The following is a 19,634-nucleotide window of genomic DNA, read 5'->3' as shown; positions in this document are numbered from 1 at the left end:
GATCCATCTTAAAGGATTGGAAAAAATGCAACGCAGACGATGTTTGTTTTTGTTGCCATAAACTTCAAATAATCAGCCAATTGGCACTACAGAAATACTTATCCTCCAGTGAAGAAATAACATCAAAACGCTTTTGAGAATCAATTTCCCAAAGGCGTTTTTTCTACGTTCTGAGAGCACAACTAGGATAAGTTGTATTCTTTTTCGCATTCGCGTAGTTTCGCTAAGCTCATTTTAGCCCAGTCAGACTGATCAGCTTGCAAAATGTTCATTTGTTGTAGGAGTGCTTTCTTTAAGGATTCTTTGTATTCAGGTGCAACATCATGCTCAAATGGTTTCATGGATGTTAAAGGAACCCAGGCTTTCTCAAATTGAGCTAATGCTTTTCTTTGGTGAAAGAGCGGTACATTGATTTGCTTTGGAGAGTGTAAATCACCTTGAGTAGGGTGCTTTACAACTGCAATAATTTTAACTAAACCTCTATTTTGATTAACCTGGCGTTCGATAAGCTCCCCAATATAAACCCCTGTTTTATATGTAGCACGAACTAGTTCAGTCAAGATTTGTCAACTCCTATCTGTTAATTATGAGGCATTGAAAAAGTAGAAATTCACTGTTCAGTACCTTTTAGACTAGCAACAGCATCATTTGTAGCTCGTTTAATGATGAGAAGCGGGATCGTATAGGTAACGAATTCGCGCATTGCTTAAAGGACACCGAAAAAGGTAAAACTCATACTTTTTCAGTGTCCTTCTAATTATAATCCAGGAATTAAGAAAGTAAATAAATCCCACATGAATTCTGATAAAGGAACTAAATATTGATCAGAAATAGCACCAAATCGATTCGAATCAGTAAATAAATCGACGACAACAAATGAGAATGTAATTAAGATAGAAATGATGGTTATAGCTAATATAATGGCTAGGAAAATAACATAGGCTAACAAAATTCTAAGAATCCATATTAACCATGTAGGCATTTCTCTCCTTTTACGTTCCTCTCTAGTCAAAAATGTCTCCTCCCACACAATAAAATAGTTATTCAGCGATGCCAATTTTCTCTAAGATTCCATCGATAGGAACCCCGTCTCGTGCTGAAATATCGCTAAAATCATAATTTGACAAATCAATCGTTTCGTTAGCAAGATAAGAGCCTTCGTTGTCGCTCACTGTGATAACTATTTCGTCATCTTCTTTGTTTGTACTTCCCTCTTCATCTTTAAAGGCAGTCTCATTCTCTTTATTATCTGCTTTATCTAACGTTATTTCCTCAAATTCAGATCCATGCATAGGTGATTCTTGACTATAATCTAATTGATGATTCGTCATTTGCATAATGACTAACACCCAAATTCCGATAAATGCAATAAATGTTGTTATTAATAATGCGAGTTGTTTTTTCATTATCGATCACCACCTATTATGTATATCTAACATTCTACCATTGTACACAACTTTTGTCACATTTAGGTGAAAGGAATCACAATTTCGTCAATTTGCTTAGAATTAGAAAAAATCCTCATGATTAAAATGAGGATTCATCAAATGTACTATACATCATGAGTGTCAGAACTCCATTGGGGTGGCATATCTTTTCCCCAATAAACGATACCTAACTCATTATGTGATTCATAATTATCGAACATCGTATGGTAATGAAAGTTAAAATAGTAACCTTGTTTTGGACGTTGATCTCTACGTACGTGAAATCGAAGTATATCCTTTCCTGAATCTCCATTGTATAAATGAATGATTTTTTCTCCAAGGCCACTTGATGGTTGAGTTGACCACTTTAAAGTTACCCAGTCATTTGTTGAAAAACCTTTCGTCGTATCACTTATAACCTCTTTAAACTTCGGTATAATTTCAGTTTTGTATTGTTTAGCAATATTGTCTGAAATAGCTGATCCGAATTTTGTCATTCCTTGTTCAATTGCTTGATTGGCAATATAATCACTTAATAAAAGTGACGATTCGACATCACGGTGAATATAGCAATCTGTTCGTACAGGTAATACATCTGTATACAATTCATAATCATGATGATTTATTTTATAAATGAGCTTTTCATCAGCTTCATCATGAGTTTTATCTACTTTATCATTTAACTCAGCAGCAATCGCTTGTTGTAAATCAACTGAAGTAGCTAACCCAAATGATAGAAGGACTGATGAAAGAATAAGGCTTCTTTTCATCAATTTAATCACGTGTATGACGTCCTTTCATGAGTTCATTTCTTATATTTTCTCATGAATTCTATGAAAGCGCCACATTTTTTTGAGTAAAAGTCTTACCATTCTAATTATATATTGAGGATGTTGGCAACAAAAAACGGCAATTGAATTGCATTGCCGTTTTTTCTCATAAACTATTAAGGTAGATTAGAGCTTCCCATCAAATAGCGATCACATTCTCTTGCTGCTTCACGACCTTCATGAATAGCCCAAACGACTAAACTTTGTCCTCGGCGATTATCACCAGCTGCAAACACACCAGGAACATTCGTTGAATACTTTCCATATTCAGCATCAATTGTTGATCGACCTGTCGTTTGTAATGATAGTTCTTCGATAATACGCTCCTCTGGACCCGTGAAACCAACTGCTAATAAGATTAAATCTGCCTTCCAGACTTTTTCCGTTCCAGGAATCGGAGTACGTACTTTACGACCACTTGCATCAATCGTTGTATCTACACAAATGGTATGAAGCTCTGTTACTTGGCCATTCTCGTTACCAACAAATTTAGTTGTGCTCACTTGATAGCTACGAGGATCCTTCCCATAGACTGCAATGGCTTCCTTTTGACCATCTTCTACTGTATGCACAATAGGAAATAGTGGCCATGGATTGCTTTCAGATCTTTCATTTGTCTTCTCGCTATTTATGTCAAATTGCGTTATAGAAGCAGCGCCATGACGAACTGACGTAGTAATACAGTCTACCCCTGTATCCCCTCCGCCAATTACAATAACATGTTTGTCTTGAGCAGAAATATAATTGCCATCTTTGTGCTCTGAATTAAGCAAGCTTCTTGTATTTTCTGTTAAGAAATCCATAGCAAAATGAATGCCTTTTAAGTTTCGTCCTTCAACTTCCACATCACGAGGTTTTGTAGCGCCTGTACAAAGAATGACGGAATCAAATTGATCATGTAATTCTTTAGCTGAAATATCTTTTCCAATTTCAGTATTTGTTTTAAAGGAAATCCCTTCTGCTTTTAAAATAGAGATTCTACGTTCGACGATGTCATTAGCTAACTTAACATCTGGTATACCGTATGTTAATAAGCCTCCAATTCGATCCTCGCGTTCAAATACGGTTACAAGATGACCCGCTTTGTTTAATTGTTGAGCGGCAGCTAGTCCAGCTGGACCTGAACCGACGACTGCTACTTTTTTGCCTGTTCGATTAGCAGGAGGCTGGGGTTTAATCCACCCTTCCTGGAATCCTCGCTCTACAATGTGGTATTCGATACTTTTAATTGTGACTGGGTCATCACTAATAGCTACAGTACAGGATCCTTCACAAGGTGCTGGACAAACTCGTCCAGTGAATTCAGGAAAATTATTTGTTTTATGAAGACGGTCAAGAGCTTCCTTCCATTTGCCACGATAAACTAAGTCGTTCCATTCAGGAATTAAATTATAAACTGGGCACCCAATTTCATCAGATCCGTCCATCGTTGTGCCAGTTTGGCAAAATGGTACACCACAATCCATACAACGTGCTCCTTGTTGGCGTAAAGCTGGTTCAGGCATTAATAGTTGGAACTCTTTCCAACTTTTCGTACGTTCAAATGGATCTTTTTTGGTTGGGTTTTCTCTCTTATATTCAAGAAATCCTGTTGGCTTCCCCATCGCATTCACTCCAATCTCTTTCTTTCCCCTTTTTCAAAAAAGGTTCTCATAGGAACGTGCATATGAGAGCATGAGTCTGGGACATAAGTGTTTTCATAAATGAGAATTCGAACAAATAGACAGAGGTGCAAATAAATCGTTCTCGAAATAGACTTCGTATTCCGCAGGAGGCTTCATGAGCCTAGTTCTGCGAGTTCTCCTCTTTTCATCCAACAGGAGTCTACGTATATTACCTTCGCTGCGTTCGCACATAGTCTAGATTCTCAAGTTAAACACGTTCGCTATGTCCCTTCATCTCCCTCTAACTTGGCACAAGTTGTTCCTACTTCCCGCTTACACGAGATTTGTCATTTTTATTTTCATCAAATGCTACCATAACCGCATCAAGTCCAGTTAAACCATCCTGCTTAACACGCTCAATTGCTGCAAGCATTCTTTTGTAATCTTTAGGGATGACTTTAACAAATTTTGAAACTTCATCAGCCCAATTTCCAAGAATGAATGTAGCATTTTCACTACTTGTGTAATTCTGATGATTTTCAAGTAATGTTCTAAGCTGTTCGACATCTTCTTGTGATGAAACTGATTCTAGCAACACCATCTCTTGGTTACAGTGCTCACTAAACGTACCATACGGATCGTATACATAAGCGACTCCACCAGACATCCCTGCAGCGAAGTTTTTCCCAACTTTTCCTAAGTTGACAACAACTCCACCAGTCATGTACTCAAGTCCGTGATCACCGACTCCTTCAACAACAACTTTCACTCCTGAGTTACGAACAGCAAAACGTTCACCAGCTATACCGTTTATATAAGCTTCTCCGTTCGTAGCACCGTAGAAAGTCGTGTTCCCAATTATAATATGATCATCAGCCTTTAGATCGGCGTTCGTTGGAGGATACACAATAATCTTACCACCTGATAACCCTTTACCAAGATAATCATTGGCATCTCCTTCAAGACGCATGGTCATCCCGTTTGGTACAAACGCTCCAAAGCTTTGACCAGCAGACCCTTTGAAATCAAACGTAATGGTATCATCAGGTAATCCTTTAGCGCCATATCGTTTACTTATCTCACTTCCAACAATCGTACCGACCACGCGGTCAATATTGCGTACAAGGTAGGTTCCTTTTACCTTTTCTCCATTTAAAATTGCTGGTTGACTGACAGGTAATAGTTCACGCTGATCGAGCGATTGCTCAAGTTGATGATCTTGCTCCTTCGTCTTATATTGACGTTCTTGTGAATCAGACGTTGGCTTATATAATAAGTTTGATAAATCAACTTGTTTTGCTTTATCATTTTCAATATTTTTATTTACTTCAAGAAGATCTGTACGACCGATTAGGTCATCTAATTTACGAATACCTAGTTCAGCCATAATTTCACGTATTTCTTGAGCGATAAATTTCATGAAGTTTTCAACATGCTCAGGCTTACCCATATATTTCTTACGAAGCTCTGGGTTTTGAGTCGCAATACCTACCGGACAGGTGTCTAAATGACAGACACGCATAATAATACATCCTAAGACGACTAGCGGAGCAGTCGAGAAGGCATACTCCTCTGCACCAAGCATTGCCGCAATAGCAACGTCTCGTCCAGTCATTAATTTACCGTCCGTTTCTAATGTTACACGGTTGCGTAAATTATTTAATAATAAGGTCTGATGTGTTTCAGCGAGTCCGATTTCCCATGGTAATCCAGTATGCTTAATACTTGTTCTGGCAGCAGCGCCTGTACCGCCATCATAACCACTAATAATAATACCGTCTGCTCGACCTTTTGCTACACCAGCAGCAATTGTACCAACACCGGTACCAGCGACTAGTTTAACACTTACTTTTGCTGAAGGATTTGCATTTTTTAAATCATGAATGAGCTCTGCTAAATCTTCAATCGAGTATATGTCATGATGTGGTGGAGGAGAAATAAGCCCAACCCCTGGAGTTGATCCACGTACTTCTGCTACCCAAGGATATACTTTATTACCAGGTAATTGACCACCTTCACCAGGTTTTGCGCCTTGTGCCACTTTGATTTGGATTTCATCGGCATTAACTAAGTAATGACTCGTTACACCAAATCGACCGGATGCAACCTGTTTAATTGAACTACGACGCAAATCACCGTTTTCATCACGTGTAAAACGATCTGGATCTTCCCCGCCTTCACCAGTATTGCTTTTTCCCCCTAGGCGGTTCATAGCAATCGCCAATGTTTCATGAGCCTCTTGTGAGATAGAACCAAAAGACATTGCTCCGGTGCGGAATCGTTTCACAATCTCTTCAATAGGTTCTACTTCATCGACTGAAATTGAGTTTTGTCCGGTTTTAAACGCTAATAAGCCACGTAAAGTCGTTTGTTCTTTAGACTGTTCATTGATAGCCTTTGTATATTTCTTAAATAGCTCATAGTTTGTTGAACGACATGCATTTTGTAGCATATGAATCGTGTGCGGGTTATATTGGTGTGGGTCACCATTACGACGCCATTGTAAATCATCCCCTGGATCCAATGCTTTATCCACGCCTTCTTGCTCTGAATAAGCTCTCTTATGTCGTGCGCGTACCTCTTTTTCAATCGTTTCTAAATTAACTCCACCAATACGTGTTGTTGTCCAAGTGAAATACTTATCGACAACAGATGGAGAAATTCCAACCGCTTCAAAAATTTGCGCTCCTCTATAACTTTGAATCGTTGAAATACCCATTTTAGAAAGGACTTTCATAATGCCTTTAGCAGCTGATTTAATGTATTTGTTCACAGCTTCAATATATGAGATGTCTTCAAGTAATCCGTCTTGAATTAAGCCATCAATAGAATCGAACACAAGGTAAGGGTTAACAGCCTCGGCACCATATCCAAGTAAAACAGAAAAATGGTGAACTTCTCTTGGTTCGCCTGATTCTAGTAAAATACTAACGTCCGTTCGTGTTCCTTGACGAATTAAATGGTGATGTAATCCCCCTACAGCAAGTAATGCTGGAATTGGTGCGTTTTGACCATTTACATCACGATCACTTAAAATTAGCAACGTATGACCATCTTTAATCGCTTGATCAGCTTGTGTAAATAAAGTTTCTAGCGCAGATTCTAGCTGATTTTCTTTCGAGCAATCAAAAGTAATCGAAAGTGTGATCGACTTAAAGCCTTCCATTTTATTGTGCTTAAGCTTAGCCAATTCCTCATTGTTAATAATTGGATACGGCAAATGAATGTGACGACAGCTCTCAGGGTCTGGATTTAAAAGGTCACGCTCTTTACCAATAGTTGTTCCAATTGCAGTAACGACTTCTTCACGAATAGCATCGATTGGAGGATTCGTTACTTGCGCAAATAACTGCTTAAAATAATTGTATAGTAATTGTGGTTTTTTAGATAATACTGCAAGTGGTGAATCGTACCCCATTGAACCAATTGGATCGACGCCATCCTTGACCATAGGTTGAATCATCTTCGACAATTCTTCATACGTATAGCCAAATGCTAATTGACGTAACTCTAATGATTTAAAATCAGTATTATCGACGTGAGCCGTTTCCAATACATCTTCCAATTCGACTAAATGTTGATCGACCCAGTCCTTATAAGGCTTTTCTTTTGCCATTTCATTCTTAATTTCTTCATCAGGAATAATACGTCCTTCAACTGTATCAATTAGAAGCATTTGACCTGGATGTAAACGTTCTTTTGCTAGTACATTTTCAGGCTTCACATCAAGAACACCCACTTCAGAAGACATAATAATATAATCATCTTTCGTCACATAATAACGTGATGGACGAAGACCATTACGGTCAAGTGAAGCTCCAATTTGTTTTCCATCAGTGAAGACTATTGCAGTTGGACCATCCCAAGGTTCCATTAACGTACTATGATACTGGTAAAAAGCCTTCTTCTCAGGACTCATATGTGTATCATTTTGCCATGGTTCGGGAATCATCATCATCGCAGCATGTGTCATTGAACGTCCTGCTAATGATAAAACTCTAACGTGTTATCAAACATAGAAGAGTCAGAACCATCTTTATCAACAACTGGTAGCACTTTGCTCAAATCTTTACCAAATACATCTGAGGTGAACTTTGCCTCACGTGCGTGCATCCAGTTAACGTTTCCTCTAATTGTGTTAATTTCGCCATTATGAATCATGTAACGATTTGGATGCGCCCTTTCCCAACTTGGGAATGTATTTGTACTAAAGCGTGAATGAACGAGAGCAATGGCAGACTCAAACGTTTGATCATTTAAGTCGAGATAAAATTGATTTACTTGCTCGGTCGTAAGCATCCCTTTATAAACGATCGTACGACTTGAAAAGCTAGTAAAATAAAACGATTCTTCTTCAGCAACCTTTGATCCTATTTCACGTTCTGCACGTTTACGAATGACATAGAGCTGCCTTTCAAAATCTACTTCTGTCATTTTATAATCATTTTTCTTAATAAATAATTGACGAATAAATGGCATAGCTGCTTTTGCCGCATTACCAAGCATCGAATCATCAACAGGAACAGTGCGCCAGCCAATGAGTTCTTGATTCTCTTCTGCTATGATGGCTTCTAATTCCTTTTCACATGCTCCTCTCGCTTCTTCATCCTGTGGCAAAAATAGCATCCCAACTCCGTACTCACCTTGATTTGGAAGGTTTATTCCACTCTCAATGCAAGTCTTTTTGAAAAAACGATGCGGGATTTGTAGAAGAATACCTGCACCATCTCCTGTATTTACTTCATCACCTTGACCACCACGATGCTCGAGATTTCGTAGAATGTGAAGAGCATCTTGAACTACTTTATGCGACTGTTTCCCTTTCATGTGAGCTAAAAAGCCGATCCCACAATTGTCGTGTTCGAATTGCGGATCATATAAGCCTTGTTTCTTCGGGAATTGTGTGTACCGCATTGGCATCAACCTTTCTCCAAAAAATAAAAACGCAATCAACTCTCCCTTAATAAATGAGCTAATATACAGGATCATATCATTTTTCTGACATTTCGGCAAATTATTTTTTTTATTCATAATCACTGAAAGCGATTACTGTATTGCTGTATTAAGGGGTTTATGAAATGATGAAATGATGCATATTTCATTTGGTTTTGTTCTCTCTATACATTGAATATGAATAAATATACAATTATATTCGTGTTGGTTGGTTTTTGGAAAAAGTATATTGGAGAAAGACATTTGTTCAAGTACGAACGATTAATTGAGTTTGAAAGTGTAACTTCTGTTTATTAGTTGAAGATAAAGTGATTGGAAAACAAACGAAGTAAAACAAGTGTGATATTCTCGTAGTATATCACGAAATTCGTTGCTTGTAATTTCTCTTCATTAATTATATGCGTATTCATAAGTTGTGAACATTGTCTTAATTGAAAAAATCAATCATAATAGAAAGTGACATACTTTGTTGAATATAGGAGGAATTTGATGAGTTCCAATAACGAAATGAATCAAGATATGAAGTATAATGATGAGGAGTTGGCTAAAGTTCTTTCAACACTGGACCAGCTTGGGGAAACTGAGCAAAAAGAAGCAGGTGAATCATTAGAGGCTTTAAAACGCCCAGTGAAAGAAATGATGAAAGATCAAAATAACACGCTCCCTACTAAGCTTCACGAATTGAAAGAAACGGTAAGTCAGCTAGAACCAACACACCTTAAAGATAGTAAAGCGAAAAAATGGATGAGTAAATTGCTACGACGTAATCCGATCGAACAATATGCTAAAAAATATCAAACAGTTGAAGCTCAGGTTGAGCAAATTGTTGAAGGGCTATTAACTGGAAAGGATAAGTTGCAAGAAGATAATGTTATGCTTGAGCAATTGAAAGAAGTAGCCATTGAACGAATCGACAAATTAAACAAGCAAATTGAAACAGGTCAAACGTTACAAACGATGTTAAATGAGAAGCTAGAACATGAGCAAGATTCTCAAATGATTAATGAAATCAAAAAAGGTCAACTAAAAGTAGTCTCACGAGTTAAAAATATGTCACAGGCTGTTATGGTTTTGCAACAGTCACTTGCTTCTGTTGATTTAATTAAGGAAAACAATGGTAAATTAGAAGAGGCTATTTTCAATGCTATTACAATGACTAAGAATGTTATTACTGTATCGGCATCGATTCAAATGGCTCTGGCCAATCAACAAAAGGTTATTAACGCGGTTAAAAATGTAAATGAAGCTACGGAATCAATGCTGCTCTCTAACTCTGAACTATTAAAGTCAAATACAGAAGAGACATTAAAGACGATGGAAGAACCAGCAATTGCTCTCGAATCATTCCGAAAAGCATATGAAAATGTCTTTGAGGCGATTGAACTTACAGAGCAATCAAATGATCGGATTATTCAAACAGGTCAGCAATTTATCGCGGAATTAGATCAATTAAACAAAGAGATGAAAACAAAACTTTTACCATAATGAATTGTTGGGCTCTGGAGGTGGTTAAACATGGGGATGATGGAAGAATTACGATCTTTTTTTACACCAGCTCATAAAAAGCCTGTTGAAGAACATTTAATTCGTGATTCCGTTACAAGACGCTTAATTGAAGATACAGAAGAGCTATTAGTGCGCATTGCCGAAAACAAGCCAAAATCGACTAAGGTCATTAAACGAAAGCAGCGTGAGTGGTCGATTAAGGTAAAGATGAAGCAACCGACCATTCAAGTAATTATGACTGATACGAAGCATTCGACAGCACCGATTAAGAAGAGAATTACGATAATTTGCTATAGAAAGTATATAAAGGCAGTTAATGGAGTCGGTGTTTGCAAGGAAGCCTCGATACACTATTTAAAAGACGGTCGCTCACAAACACGCTCTATAAAAGATTCTCCTTTATTTCAAACACTATTTTATCGAATTCACTATTTGGACTCAGTTTTATCAAACGATCTTTCGACATTAACGGAAACGCCTAAATCATTACTTCAACAGCAAGAGCAACTTTTAAAAACGAGTGATCATAATCAATTACATTTATTACTTGATGAAGCGAAAAGATATAAGCAATTACTCTCAAAGTTTCAAGTAGATCCTTCGATTGAACACCGATTACAACGTATTTTGGAGCATTCCTCTTTGTTAGCTGATGACTTTATGATGCTTGATTTTGAGGAAAAGCACATCGTTCGACGAATGCTTAGGGAAGATATTCCTTCCTTGTTACATACGTATATTTCATTATCAACTAAGCATCAACTTGAGCAAAAGGAGAACGTTTATTTAACACTGTTTAAAATGGAATTGACTCTTATCGATTACAAAGAAAAACTAGAAAAAGAGAGAGTCACTCGAATGGACCAGTTATTTAAGCTCCAATCAATGCGATATGATCGCAATTCCTAATTGTTAAGAAATACGCGACAGCGTCTTTTCTTGCTCAAAAAAATGAGAAAGATGTTACGACGAACGAACATCTTTCTCACTGCTCTCTTTTGAATACCATTCTAATAATCTCTGTACGTTCTCCTCATCCTGATCAACAACTTTATATGTTCTGCCAGTAATGGATGAAAGAACTGAAAATTGGATCGAAGCTAACCTTTTGCGTTTTTGAAAAAAGGAAATGTGACTTTCCATTGATTGTATTTTCTTCTTTTCTGAAATGACCGTTGTTTGTTTTAACAGTCGAAAGCGAAAACAAATGAAATCTCCATTAATCGATGTTGCTCCATCGCGGTATTGTAAGTAGCCTAAAAGCAGCGAAAGAAGAATGATTACAATTCCCCAATAACCGTAAGATGTGAAATAACAAGTTATGGAAGTTACGACAATCGGCAACCATGACATTCTTCTCATGGCGCGGAAAATAGCTCGCTTTGGAATGGAATTTAAAGTGTGATTCATTTCATAATGTGGTAAAACCTCTGCGAAGATGGCTTGAATCTCTTTAGGGCGGATGATTGGTAAAATAACAGTCGAAAGTTGTTCATCCATACTTCCCCCACCGGCGCATTCGACATAGACTGTCGCAAATCCAATCGGTTGTCTTAAAATCGATTTCTCAATTGAAATGGCTGTTACACGATTTAAAGCAATTGTTAATTGGCGTTTTTCGATGATCCCACGCGAAATAACCAATTCATTTCCATATTTCTCGATTTTAAAACTACCGTATTTCAACATATGTGCTCCAATGGATATGAGCCACGCCAGTAAGAAACCGGCAAATAAGAGGAAAAGAAGAAGCCACAGACCGCTATCACGAAAAAATGAAAATACTCGATCATAGATAGCTTCAGGTAGGAATTGTTCTACTTGACCTAATAAGACGAATACAGCCGACAAAGTTAATCCAATTCCACTTGAAGTAAGTGCAGAAATCCATAGCCGTAAGTTTGTTAAGTGCCACTGAAATTCAGGCTGCTCTTCTGTAACTGCGTGCCCTTTATGTTCTGCTTCATCATTAATCTCTTCACTCATACTAGTTGTGTGATCATTCGCTTCTTCACGAAAGCTTTTCTTTAAGTATTGTCTAATATTTATTGCTTCTTCTTTCTGAATCGCAAGCAATGAGACTTCTGGTTCAGATCCCCCACCAGCAGTCTCTACTTTTAGTTTAACGAGCCCGAACAACCGTTGGAATAATCCGGCAGTTATATCGATACTTTGAACTTTATGCTGGTATATAAACCGTTTTTTTCGGATGAAAACACCGTGTTGAATATATAATAGACCTTCGCTAACACGATATTTAAAGAAAATCCATCTTAAAAGTCCTGATAATATGGCAACAACTAAAAGAAAAATCCATATGTATTCAAATCGAAAAAATCCTATTGGGTTTGTCGTTGTACCAATAAACAAACTAATAATAATAGGTAGTATAAATTCTTTTAGGGCTAATACAGCTGAAATGAAAATGGTTGCAGGGTGCATACGCTTTAACTCAGTCATCTTTTGCCACCGCCGCAAGTGCTGCTATTTGATCACGTAAATGATCAGCGACTTCTTGAGAAAGTGCTGGGATCGTATGAACAGTAGCAGCTGTTGAAATCGTCACAGCCGACAGTTGATACTTCTTCAATAACGGACCTTGAACGGTATCAACATGTTGGACACGAGCCATAGGAACGAGTGTTCTTTTCATAATGATAACACCATATTGTAAATCTATTTCTTCTCCTAACACTTCATAGCTCCAGCGCTTCCACTTGATAGGTGGAAATACTATTACGGTAAATATCATATGAATCATCCATGTAGCAATCAAAATCCATAGAATCCAAAAAGGGAAAGAAAAGAAATATAATAGTACCCCGTACCCAATTGGTACGAGGGCTGTTATGATGCACTGTATAGCAGCTTGTAAACGAAACAAAGGTAGTGCTTTCTCTGGAAGTGTTTCGGTTGGCTTTTCTCTCAAGTTTCTTCCTCCTACTCCTCTAGTTTACTCCTCATCTTTTATATAAATAATCGTAACACCGAGTTCTTTTAATAGATGTATTACTTCTTGATTTAACGTTTGGTCGTATAATAAGCCTACTGATTGGACGACTTCTAACTCTTCTAAATCACCGGATTCTGCATCTTCAATTAATTCAACGATGTCATCTAATTTTCGATTCTTTAATTCATTGAGAATGTCTTGTTTTTTCATCGCAATCTACCCTTCATGCTTTCTTGCGTCTGTCATTTGTTTCCAAACTGATCCTTTTGCTTCTTGACCACCTTCAATGCGTTCTAACGCCATTTTCACTTGTAATGCAACTTCAAATTCTTCATCAGCTTCCGCCTTTTTTAATGCTGGAATGGCAGTTTCATTACCTACTTCATATAAAAACATAGCTGCTCTCCATCTCACTAGTTTATTTTTATCTTCGAGCGCTTCAATCATAGCAGGGATTGCTGCATCACTCCCGATATCTGATAAGCAGTCACCAGCTGTTCTGCGTACCGTAACGGAAGAATCCTTTAATGCTTTGTATAAGTAAGGCAAAACGGAATCTTTTTCAATCATACCAAAATAAACGGTTGCTAATCGTCTTATAGAAGCTTTTTCATCATCTAATGCTTTTTCTAAAACAGGAATATCCTTTTCCTTTGGATCCATTCGTTCTAAAACAGCATAACGCTTCTTCCAGTCATCTTCATTTAACATTTCTGGTGTAACCTCAATAAATCGACTTGCAAACGCTGCTTCTTTTTCAGTTGGATTACCACTAGCTAATGCAATTAAAGCTTGAAGTCTTTCACTTGAATATGCAGCGGCTAACTCATCAGCGACCTCTTTCGCTACTTGATCCAATTCGCCATAGCGAACACCCTTCTCTACCCATTTACGCTCTAGTACAACGTTATCTTCTGGTTTTTGTACCTTTGTTATGGCTTCGGTGAATCTATCAGGCAAGCCTTCTCGTTTCTCTTGCTCTCCATCTGTTAATTTAATCTGCATTGGAATGCCTTTAAACATTTGCACGAAAACATTTACTTCTCCAAAGTGTTCATTCACACCTGATTCTTCAGAAGAATCACTTGCTTGGTCTTCACCAAATACTTCTCTTACTTTAGGCAATATTTGCTTCCAATCTTTTTTGGGATGACGGTCAATGGCTATGAAATCCGCTACATGATAGACACCTTTTACACCATCAATGTCAAATAATTGTTGTATATAACTTGGCGCTTCTTCTTTATTTTTTACTGTATAAGAATTTCTAGTACTATCGCCCAAGCTTTCGCTTAATGTTAGTTTCATTGTATTCGGGCTAGGTGTAGGTTCAATTGATTGAATGTGCATGTCGAATACCTCCAATTTCCAATTCTTCATTTGGTTTTACTTTATCATACGATTTCTATCTATGCCACCCTTCCGCTCGAACTGGCAAAAATGATGTTTTAAAAGTATATGTAAAAGGAATGATTTACTGTATACTATTAATAGTCTGTTATAATAGAAAAAAGGGAGGTTTTTCTATTGAGAATAGCTTTTTTATCTGACATTCATGGAAATGCAACAGCATTGGAAGCTGTCCTACAAGATGTTCGTCAACAACAAGTCGATAAGATTTGTATTTTAGGTGATTTATGCTTCCGAGGACCTGAACCAAAACGAGTATTGGAAACGGTGCAATCCTTAAATGCAAAAGTCATAAAAGGGAATGCTGATGAGTGGCTTGTACGTGGATTTAAAGAAGGAGAAGTTCCGAAGCAAGCATTAGACATGATGAACCAGGAGCGTGACTGGACTCTAAAGCGCTTAAATCAAAGTGATTTAGATTATTTAGACCAATTGCCTACTGAACTCGTTCTTGATGAAGGAGTGGATACGATCATTCATGCCTTTCATGCGACTCCAACAAGTCTGTTTGATGTCGTTTTACCAGATGAAACAGATAAGATCGAAAACAATTTAATGCAGCGTGATGACGCAGATTTGTATGTATATGGTCATATTCATCACCCGTATATTCGCTCGATTCATGGAAAGAATGTCGTGAACGTCGGTAGCGTTGGCTTACCATTTGATGGTCATCCCCTCGCCTCTTATTTAGTAGCAGAAGTTGAGGAAGGTCGACACCGCTTACATTTAAATCGTGTTCCGTATAACCGAGAGCATGTCGTAGAAATTTACAAACAAGCTGGCTATCCGAATACGCAAACGATGGCACCAGTTATTTTTTATGGCGTAAGACCATAATTTTCAATACGAAAGGGATGTCTACCAATGTGTTTTATTGGTTGGACATCCCTTTTCATTCTTTTATGATTGACAATATTCGTTATAAGCAAGTGCTAGATTACGAATAATATCCATTGGTTCAACGCCTTCGATTTGCTCTCTTGGAATAAAATGAACAAGGTCCTTCCCTTTAAATAAAGCCATAGATGGTGAAGATGGTGGTATATCACCAATATATTCGCGCATCCGAGCAGTGGCCTCCTTGTCCTGTCCAGCAAACACAGTTACTAGATGATCGGGAGTATGATCATGTTGAAGGGACGTAACTGCCGCAGGACGTGCTAATCCAGCGGCGCAACCACAAACGGAATTGATGACAACGAGTGTCGTTCCTTCTGCACTCTCCATATAGGACTCGACTTCTGCTGAAGTGGTTAATTCCTCGAATCCATTTTCAGTAAGCTCTAATCTCATGGGTAATACAACTTGTTTCATGTATTCGTCGTAAGCCATAGACATGTTAAATATCCCCTTTCTTTATTAACGTATAAGGTAACAAAAGCTGATGTACATGCATGATTGAATGAAATGCATAAATTTGCTTTACACTAAATCCTTTCTGAAAGATATAAAGTGCTGGCACACTTTTCACTTGCCACTTTTGAGCAAAAGTCGGTGCTTGATTTATATTAATTGTATATATTTTTATCATAGGTAGCATTTCTTCCACGACTTCTAGCATTTTTTTTGCAACCGTGCATGTACCGCATAAAGGTGTATAAATAAATACAAATAAATCTTCACGCTTCGTTAATCGTTCGTTTATTTCTTCAATGTTCAATTCAATCATAAAGACACCTCACATACTCAATACTATTGTAACAAAAATAAGTATACTTGTCTTATGCTAAGCTATACACGTTTCATGATTGATATTAAACATTACGCAAAAAATAAACCAAGCATTTATGTGCTCGGTTTATTTTTAAAAGGATTATCGCTTTAAAATCATATGATTTTGCAGTTGGCGAATTTGTTGCTGTTTTCGAGATAACTCTTCACGCTGCTCAGGCGTTGCTGTTCGAATTAACGTATCCAGCTCATTATGCATCGACTGTAAATTTTCTTGTGTCTTTATGTAATCTGATTCATCAACCCGATTAACTGTTTGAGATTTTTTAAATATTTCCTCCGCCATTTCGATTTGATGATTAAAACGGTTCAAAACTTCCTTAACGTGACTTCGTTCAGTCATATTCACAGCCTCCTCCTTAAAGATGAACTGTGCTTACTTTTTCCAAAACGAATACGTTCTATTCACATTAGTTTGTAAATCATATGATCGTAGGCAATGATAGCTTGAGGAAAATTTATCTCAGCTTCACTTAATAATTCCTTCTCCATATCAACATACCTTGAGCTAATATGTGTAAGAATAAGAGATTGAACATTGGCGCTTTTTGCTAAGTGAGTGACCTCTTTTATCGTCGAATGTCCATACTTTTTCGCATGCTCTCGTCGGTCATCAAGAAATGTGCCTTCATGAATAAGAAGGTCGACATTTTTGATAAATGGTGTTAAAGAAGTTATAGGTCTTGTATCTCCTACAATGACAACTTGCCTTCCCTTTACTGGAGAACTAACATAATCAGCATGATGAACCGTTTCACCATTACGTAATGTGACTTGTTCTCCTTCTTTAATTTTTTTATAAATAGGTCCTGGCTTAATACCCGCATTTTTTAATTTATCCACTAGTAATGAACCTGGCTTGTCGTCTTCAATTAACTTATATGCGAAGCTTTCGATGACATGATCGAGCTGTTTAACTGTAATCGTGATCCCTTGTTCATAAGCCTTAAAATCATCTTTGACGATGACATAGTCAATCGGATAACCTAGTGTTGTTTTAGAAACTTTAAATGTCGTTTCAATAAATTCTTTAATTCCTTCAGGGCCATAAATCGTTAATTTACTCTGACCACCTTGGGCTGAGCGCGACGAAAGAAGTCCTGGTAAACCATAGATATGATCACCATGCAAGTGTGTAATAAATATATGCGAGATTTTTGAAAGAGTAATGGAACTGGTTAATAACTGATGTTGTGTCGCTTCTCCACAATCAAATAACCAGATGTCTTTTCTTTGCAAAAAACGAACAGCTAATCCACTTACATTTCTTGATTTAGATGGTATTCCAGATCCCGTACCTAAAAAGTGAAACTCCATTACTATTCTCCAACTAGTGCATCTGCAAATGCTTTTGCATATGGAGGCAAATCAGGTGGCCGTCGACTTGAAATAATATGATTATCTACGACAACGGCTTCATCCTTCCAAGTTGCACCTGCATTTTCCATATCATCACGAATTCCAGGTGTACTTGTAACGATTTTCCCTTCTAATATTTTTGCAGAAATAAGCACCCAACCAGCGTGACAAATTTGTCCAATTGACTTTTTCGCTTGATCCATTTCTTTTACAAGCGTTAGCACCTCTGAATATCGACGTAATTTGTCTGGTGCCCAGCCACCAGGAACTAGTATTCCATCATATTCATTGGCCTTCACTTCAGAAAATGAATACTCTGTTGTAGCAGGAACACCATACTTCCCGATATATGTTGTGTTTTTTTCGGGTCCGACTAAATGGACAGTTGCTTCTTCCTCTCTTAAACGCATAACGGGATACCACAGTTCCAAATCTTCAAATTCTTCATCAACAAGTGCTATCACTTTTTTATGCTGTAGTCGCATGTCTTCACTCTCCTTTTTTATTTATAGATAGTATAACATGTTCGTTTTCTTTTCAAAATTGTTACACGTGTTCTATCTTTTCTTTTTCCACATAAAAATAGAGAAACAACCACGACCTTACTTAGGAGGAATGAATCGTGAACACGAAAACGAAAGGGACTATACTCGTCTCAACAGCGATGATTGGTTCAGTTAGCTCCTTTACTTCTCTTCCCATTGATCAGCCGCAACTGGAACTGTCTAACCATGCCAAAAAATGGACTCATCATCAGTCTTTACAATTTGGAGATAGAAATAACTCTGTATACAATCTTCAAGGGTATTTAAAAGCATTTGATTATTATCGTGGAGAACAAGATGGCCAATTTGGATTATTGACGAAGTTAGCGATTATTTCCTATCAGAAGCAGCACCAGTTACAAATGAATGGAGTTGCTAATGAAGAAACTCTTAAACATTTGCTTCAATCTAATGAAGTTCAGTTAAAAATTGACGAGGCGAAGATTAGTGGTTTCACGATTGAAGAGCAACCAAACAGTTTAGATCATGTATTAACGGCAACCGAAGAAACATCATCTTTAAAAGGAAGCTCACAGCACCTGTTTCAAATTGGCGACGAAGGTCAACAAGTTGAAACCTTTCAAGAAACGTTAGCTGAGTTTGGGTACTATAGTGGAGTTGACGGCATTTTTGGTCCGAAAACGAAAGAAGCTGTAAAACGATTTCAAGAAAAACATCAATTGCAAGTTGACGGTATTATCGGTCCTGAAACGAAAGAAGCATTAGCCAATACAGATGAAATTATCAAATATGAAGCTACTGAAGTGGTTGTTGATAATGAGATAGAATCGGAGGTCAATACGACTAAACATAACGAGGACATGGAGAATAAAGAAGCAAGTGACAAATCAAATAAGGAAAAAGAAAGTCATCATCATTCTGCTGTTATTGACACAGCCCACTCCTTAATTGGAACACCTTATTCATGGGGAGGAACAACGACAGCTGGTTTTGATTGTAGCGGCTTTATTCAATATGTGTTCGAGAAGCATGATGTATCTGTCCCGCGCACAACAAACGACTTGTACAATGAAGGAGCGTCTGTTTCGAGTTTGCAAGTTGGAGATATTGTATTTTTCACTACATATCGTAGTGGGCCTTCTCATGCTGGAATCTACATCGGTGATCAGCAATTTATTCATGCCGGATCATCAACGGGAGTGACAATATCTAGTTTAGATCAAAATTATTGGTCTGAGCGTTATATAGGTGCAAAACGTTACTAAGAAATCTATCATCATACTCTTGAGGCAAATTTATTTATAGAAAAAAGTGCTAACGGAAAAGTGGTTGTCCATTTAGCACTTTTTTTC

General features: G+C 37.5%; 18 protein-coding genes and 1 pseudogene. 4 read left to right on the top strand and 15 right to left on the bottom strand.

The annotated features are described in order from the left end of the window. Positions 1 to 182: 182 nt before the first annotated feature. The 6 genes and pseudogenes from kapB to gltB all read right to left on the bottom strand — a co-directional run bounded on the left by kapB (position 183) and on the right by gltB (position 8,775). Complete coding sequence (kapB, locus tag JCM9152_RS01975; protein WP_369384507.1) at positions 183 to 560, bottom strand: kinase-associated lipoprotein KapB; 378 nt, start codon at positions 558 to 560, stop codon at positions 183 to 185. Positions 561 to 757: 197 nt separating this feature from the next. Further along, positions 758 to 1,012, bottom strand: coding sequence for a hypothetical protein (locus JCM9152_RS01970; RefSeq protein WP_235715592.1), 255 nt, complete (start codon positions 1,010 to 1,012; stop codon positions 758 to 760). Between the two features lie 28 nt (positions 1,013 to 1,040). Beyond that, positions 1,041 to 1,406, bottom strand: a complete 366-nt coding sequence (locus JCM9152_RS01965) for a hypothetical protein (RefSeq protein WP_035340278.1) — start codon at positions 1,404 to 1,406, stop codon at positions 1,041 to 1,043. Positions 1,407 to 1,552: 146 nt separating this feature from the next. Continuing rightward, positions 1,553 to 2,209, bottom strand: coding sequence for a YpjP family protein (locus JCM9152_RS01960; RefSeq protein WP_035340276.1), 657 nt, complete (start codon positions 2,207 to 2,209; stop codon positions 1,553 to 1,555). 164 nt (positions 2,210 to 2,373) lie between these two features. Beyond that, entirely contained in the window at positions 2,374 to 3,861 is a 1,488-nt protein-coding gene (locus tag JCM9152_RS01955; protein WP_035340274.1) for a glutamate synthase subunit beta, read from the bottom strand. Positions 3,862 to 4,183: 322 nt separating this feature from the next. Further along, positions 4,184 to 8,775, bottom strand: a pseudogene (gene gltB / locus JCM9152_RS01950) (glutamate synthase large subunit). Between the two features lie 528 nt (positions 8,776 to 9,303). Between gltB and JCM9152_RS01945 the strand changes: the two are divergent. After that, positions 9,304 to 10,299, top strand: a complete 996-nt coding sequence (locus tag JCM9152_RS01945; RefSeq protein ID WP_035340272.1) for a toxic anion resistance protein — start codon at positions 9,304 to 9,306, stop codon at positions 10,297 to 10,299. A 30-nt stretch (positions 10,300 to 10,329) separates the two neighbouring features. Beyond that, complete coding sequence (locus tag JCM9152_RS01940) at positions 10,330 to 11,229, top strand: hypothetical protein (protein WP_035340270.1); 900 nt, start codon at positions 10,330 to 10,332, stop codon at positions 11,227 to 11,229. A 54-nt stretch (positions 11,230 to 11,283) separates the two neighbouring features. Here the strand turns inward: JCM9152_RS01940 and JCM9152_RS01935 are convergent, their stop codons facing one another. From JCM9152_RS01935 to JCM9152_RS01920, 4 genes are read right to left on the bottom strand one after another with little or no spacing between them, the layout of a single operon-like run. Beyond that, positions 11,284 to 12,780, bottom strand: a complete 1,497-nt coding sequence (locus tag JCM9152_RS01935) for a PH domain-containing protein (protein ID WP_035340268.1) — start codon at positions 12,778 to 12,780, stop codon at positions 11,284 to 11,286. Further along, positions 12,773 to 13,249, bottom strand: coding sequence for a PH domain-containing protein (locus JCM9152_RS01930; protein ID WP_035340266.1), 477 nt, complete (start codon positions 13,247 to 13,249; stop codon positions 12,773 to 12,775). The genes JCM9152_RS01935 and JCM9152_RS01930 overlap by 8 nt, the downstream gene beginning before the upstream one ends. A gap of 24 nt (positions 13,250 to 13,273) precedes the next feature. After that, positions 13,274 to 13,483 (bottom strand): hypothetical protein, encoded by a 210-nt coding sequence (locus JCM9152_RS01925; RefSeq protein WP_035340264.1) that lies wholly within the window; start codon positions 13,481 to 13,483, stop codon positions 13,274 to 13,276. A gap of 6 nt (positions 13,484 to 13,489) precedes the next feature. Continuing rightward, a complete protein-coding gene (locus JCM9152_RS01920) occupies positions 13,490 to 14,623 on the bottom strand; it encodes a conserved virulence factor C family protein (RefSeq protein WP_035340262.1) in 1,134 nt (377 codons plus the stop codon). A gap of 177 nt (positions 14,624 to 14,800) precedes the next feature. Between JCM9152_RS01920 and JCM9152_RS01915 the strand changes: the two genes are divergently transcribed. Further along, positions 14,801 to 15,523 carry a metallophosphoesterase family protein gene (locus tag JCM9152_RS01915; RefSeq protein ID WP_035340259.1) on the top strand — a complete coding sequence of 241 codons (723 nt, stop codon included), beginning with the start codon at positions 14,801 to 14,803 and terminating at the stop codon, positions 15,521 to 15,523. A gap of 63 nt (positions 15,524 to 15,586) precedes the next feature. Here the strand turns inward: JCM9152_RS01915 and JCM9152_RS01910 are convergent, their stop codons facing one another. The 5 genes from JCM9152_RS01910 to JCM9152_RS01890 all read right to left on the bottom strand — a co-directional run bounded on the left by JCM9152_RS01910 (position 15,587) and on the right by JCM9152_RS01890 (position 18,261). Beyond that, positions 15,587 to 16,024: a BrxA/BrxB family bacilliredoxin gene (locus tag JCM9152_RS01910; protein WP_035340257.1), complete on the bottom strand. Its 438-nt coding sequence runs from the start codon at positions 16,022 to 16,024 to the stop codon at positions 15,587 to 15,589. A 1-nt stretch (position 16,025) separates the two neighbouring features. Beyond that, positions 16,026 to 16,355 carry a thioredoxin family protein gene (locus tag JCM9152_RS01905; protein ID WP_035340255.1) on the bottom strand — a complete coding sequence of 110 codons (330 nt, stop codon included), beginning with the start codon at positions 16,353 to 16,355 and terminating at the stop codon, positions 16,026 to 16,028. Positions 16,356 to 16,499: 144 nt separating this feature from the next. Then, the gene (locus JCM9152_RS01900) at positions 16,500 to 16,760 is read right to left on the bottom strand and encodes a DUF2524 family protein (RefSeq protein ID WP_035340253.1); all 261 of its coding nucleotides are present in this window, start codon (positions 16,758 to 16,760) and stop codon (positions 16,500 to 16,502) included. A 62-nt stretch (positions 16,761 to 16,822) separates the two neighbouring features. Continuing rightward, positions 16,823 to 17,734, bottom strand: coding sequence for a ribonuclease Z (rnz, locus tag JCM9152_RS01895; protein ID WP_035340252.1), 912 nt, complete (start codon positions 17,732 to 17,734; stop codon positions 16,823 to 16,825). Positions 17,735 to 17,736: 2 nt separating this feature from the next. Next, positions 17,737 to 18,261: a type 1 glutamine amidotransferase domain-containing protein gene (locus JCM9152_RS01890; RefSeq protein ID WP_035340250.1), complete on the bottom strand. Its 525-nt coding sequence runs from the start codon at positions 18,259 to 18,261 to the stop codon at positions 17,737 to 17,739. Between the two features lie 137 nt (positions 18,262 to 18,398). Here JCM9152_RS01890 and JCM9152_RS23845 point away from each other — a divergent pair, with 137 nt between their 5' ends. Then, on the top strand, positions 18,399 to 19,547 hold the full coding sequence (locus tag JCM9152_RS23845) for a C40 family peptidase (protein ID WP_052015477.1): 1,149 nt from the start codon (positions 18,399 to 18,401) through the stop codon (positions 19,545 to 19,547). The last annotated feature ends 87 nt before the right edge of the window (positions 19,548 to 19,634 follow it).

The sequence above is a fragment of the Halalkalibacter hemicellulosilyticusJCM 9152 genome (genome assembly GCF_000513115.1).
GTDB classification, from domain to species: Bacteria; Bacillota; Bacilli; order Bacillales; family Bacillaceae_D; genus Halalkalibacter; species Halalkalibacter hemicellulosilyticus.
The sequence above is the reverse complement of the archived record's forward strand: the minus strand, read 5'-3'. Positions and strand labels throughout refer to the sequence as shown.

Bases quoted from the DNA above. Each gene is read 5' to 3' on its own strand.
- JCM9152_RS01965 (WP_035340278.1), bottom strand. From the start codon at position 1,406: ATGAAAAAACAACTCGCATTATTAATAACAACATTTATTGCATTTATC.
- JCM9152_RS01955 (WP_035340274.1), bottom strand. From the start codon at position 3,861: ATGGGGAAGCCAACAGGATTTCTTGAATATAAGAGAGAAAACCCAACC.
- JCM9152_RS01945 (WP_035340272.1), top strand. From the start codon at position 9,304: ATGAGTTCCAATAACGAAATGAATCAAGATATGAAGTATAATGATGAG.
- JCM9152_RS01940 (WP_035340270.1), top strand. From the start codon at position 10,330: ATGGGGATGATGGAAGAATTACGATCTTTTTTTACACCAGCTCATAAA.
- JCM9152_RS01935 (WP_035340268.1), bottom strand. From the start codon at position 12,780: ATGACTGAGTTAAAGCGTATGCACCCTGCAACCATTTTCATTTCAGCT.
- JCM9152_RS01925 (WP_035340264.1), bottom strand. From the start codon at position 13,483: ATGAAAAAACAAGACATTCTCAATGAATTAAAGAATCGAAAATTAGAT.
- JCM9152_RS01920 (WP_035340262.1), bottom strand. From the start codon at position 14,623: ATGCACATTCAATCAATTGAACCTACACCTAGCCCGAATACAATGAAA.
- JCM9152_RS01910 (WP_035340257.1), bottom strand. From the start codon at position 16,024: ATGTCTATGGCTTACGACGAATACATGAAACAAGTTGTATTACCCATG.
- JCM9152_RS01905 (WP_035340255.1), bottom strand. From the start codon at position 16,355: ATGATTGAATTGAACATTGAAGAAATAAACGAACGATTAACGAAGCGT.
- JCM9152_RS01900 (WP_035340253.1), bottom strand. From the start codon at position 16,760: ATGACTGAACGAAGTCACGTTAAGGAAGTTTTGAACCGTTTTAATCAT.
- rnz (WP_035340252.1), bottom strand. From the start codon at position 17,734: ATGGAGTTTCACTTTTTAGGTACGGGATCTGGAATACCATCTAAATCA.
- JCM9152_RS01890 (WP_035340250.1), bottom strand. From the start codon at position 18,261: ATGCGACTACAGCATAAAAAAGTGATAGCACTTGTTGATGAAGAATTT.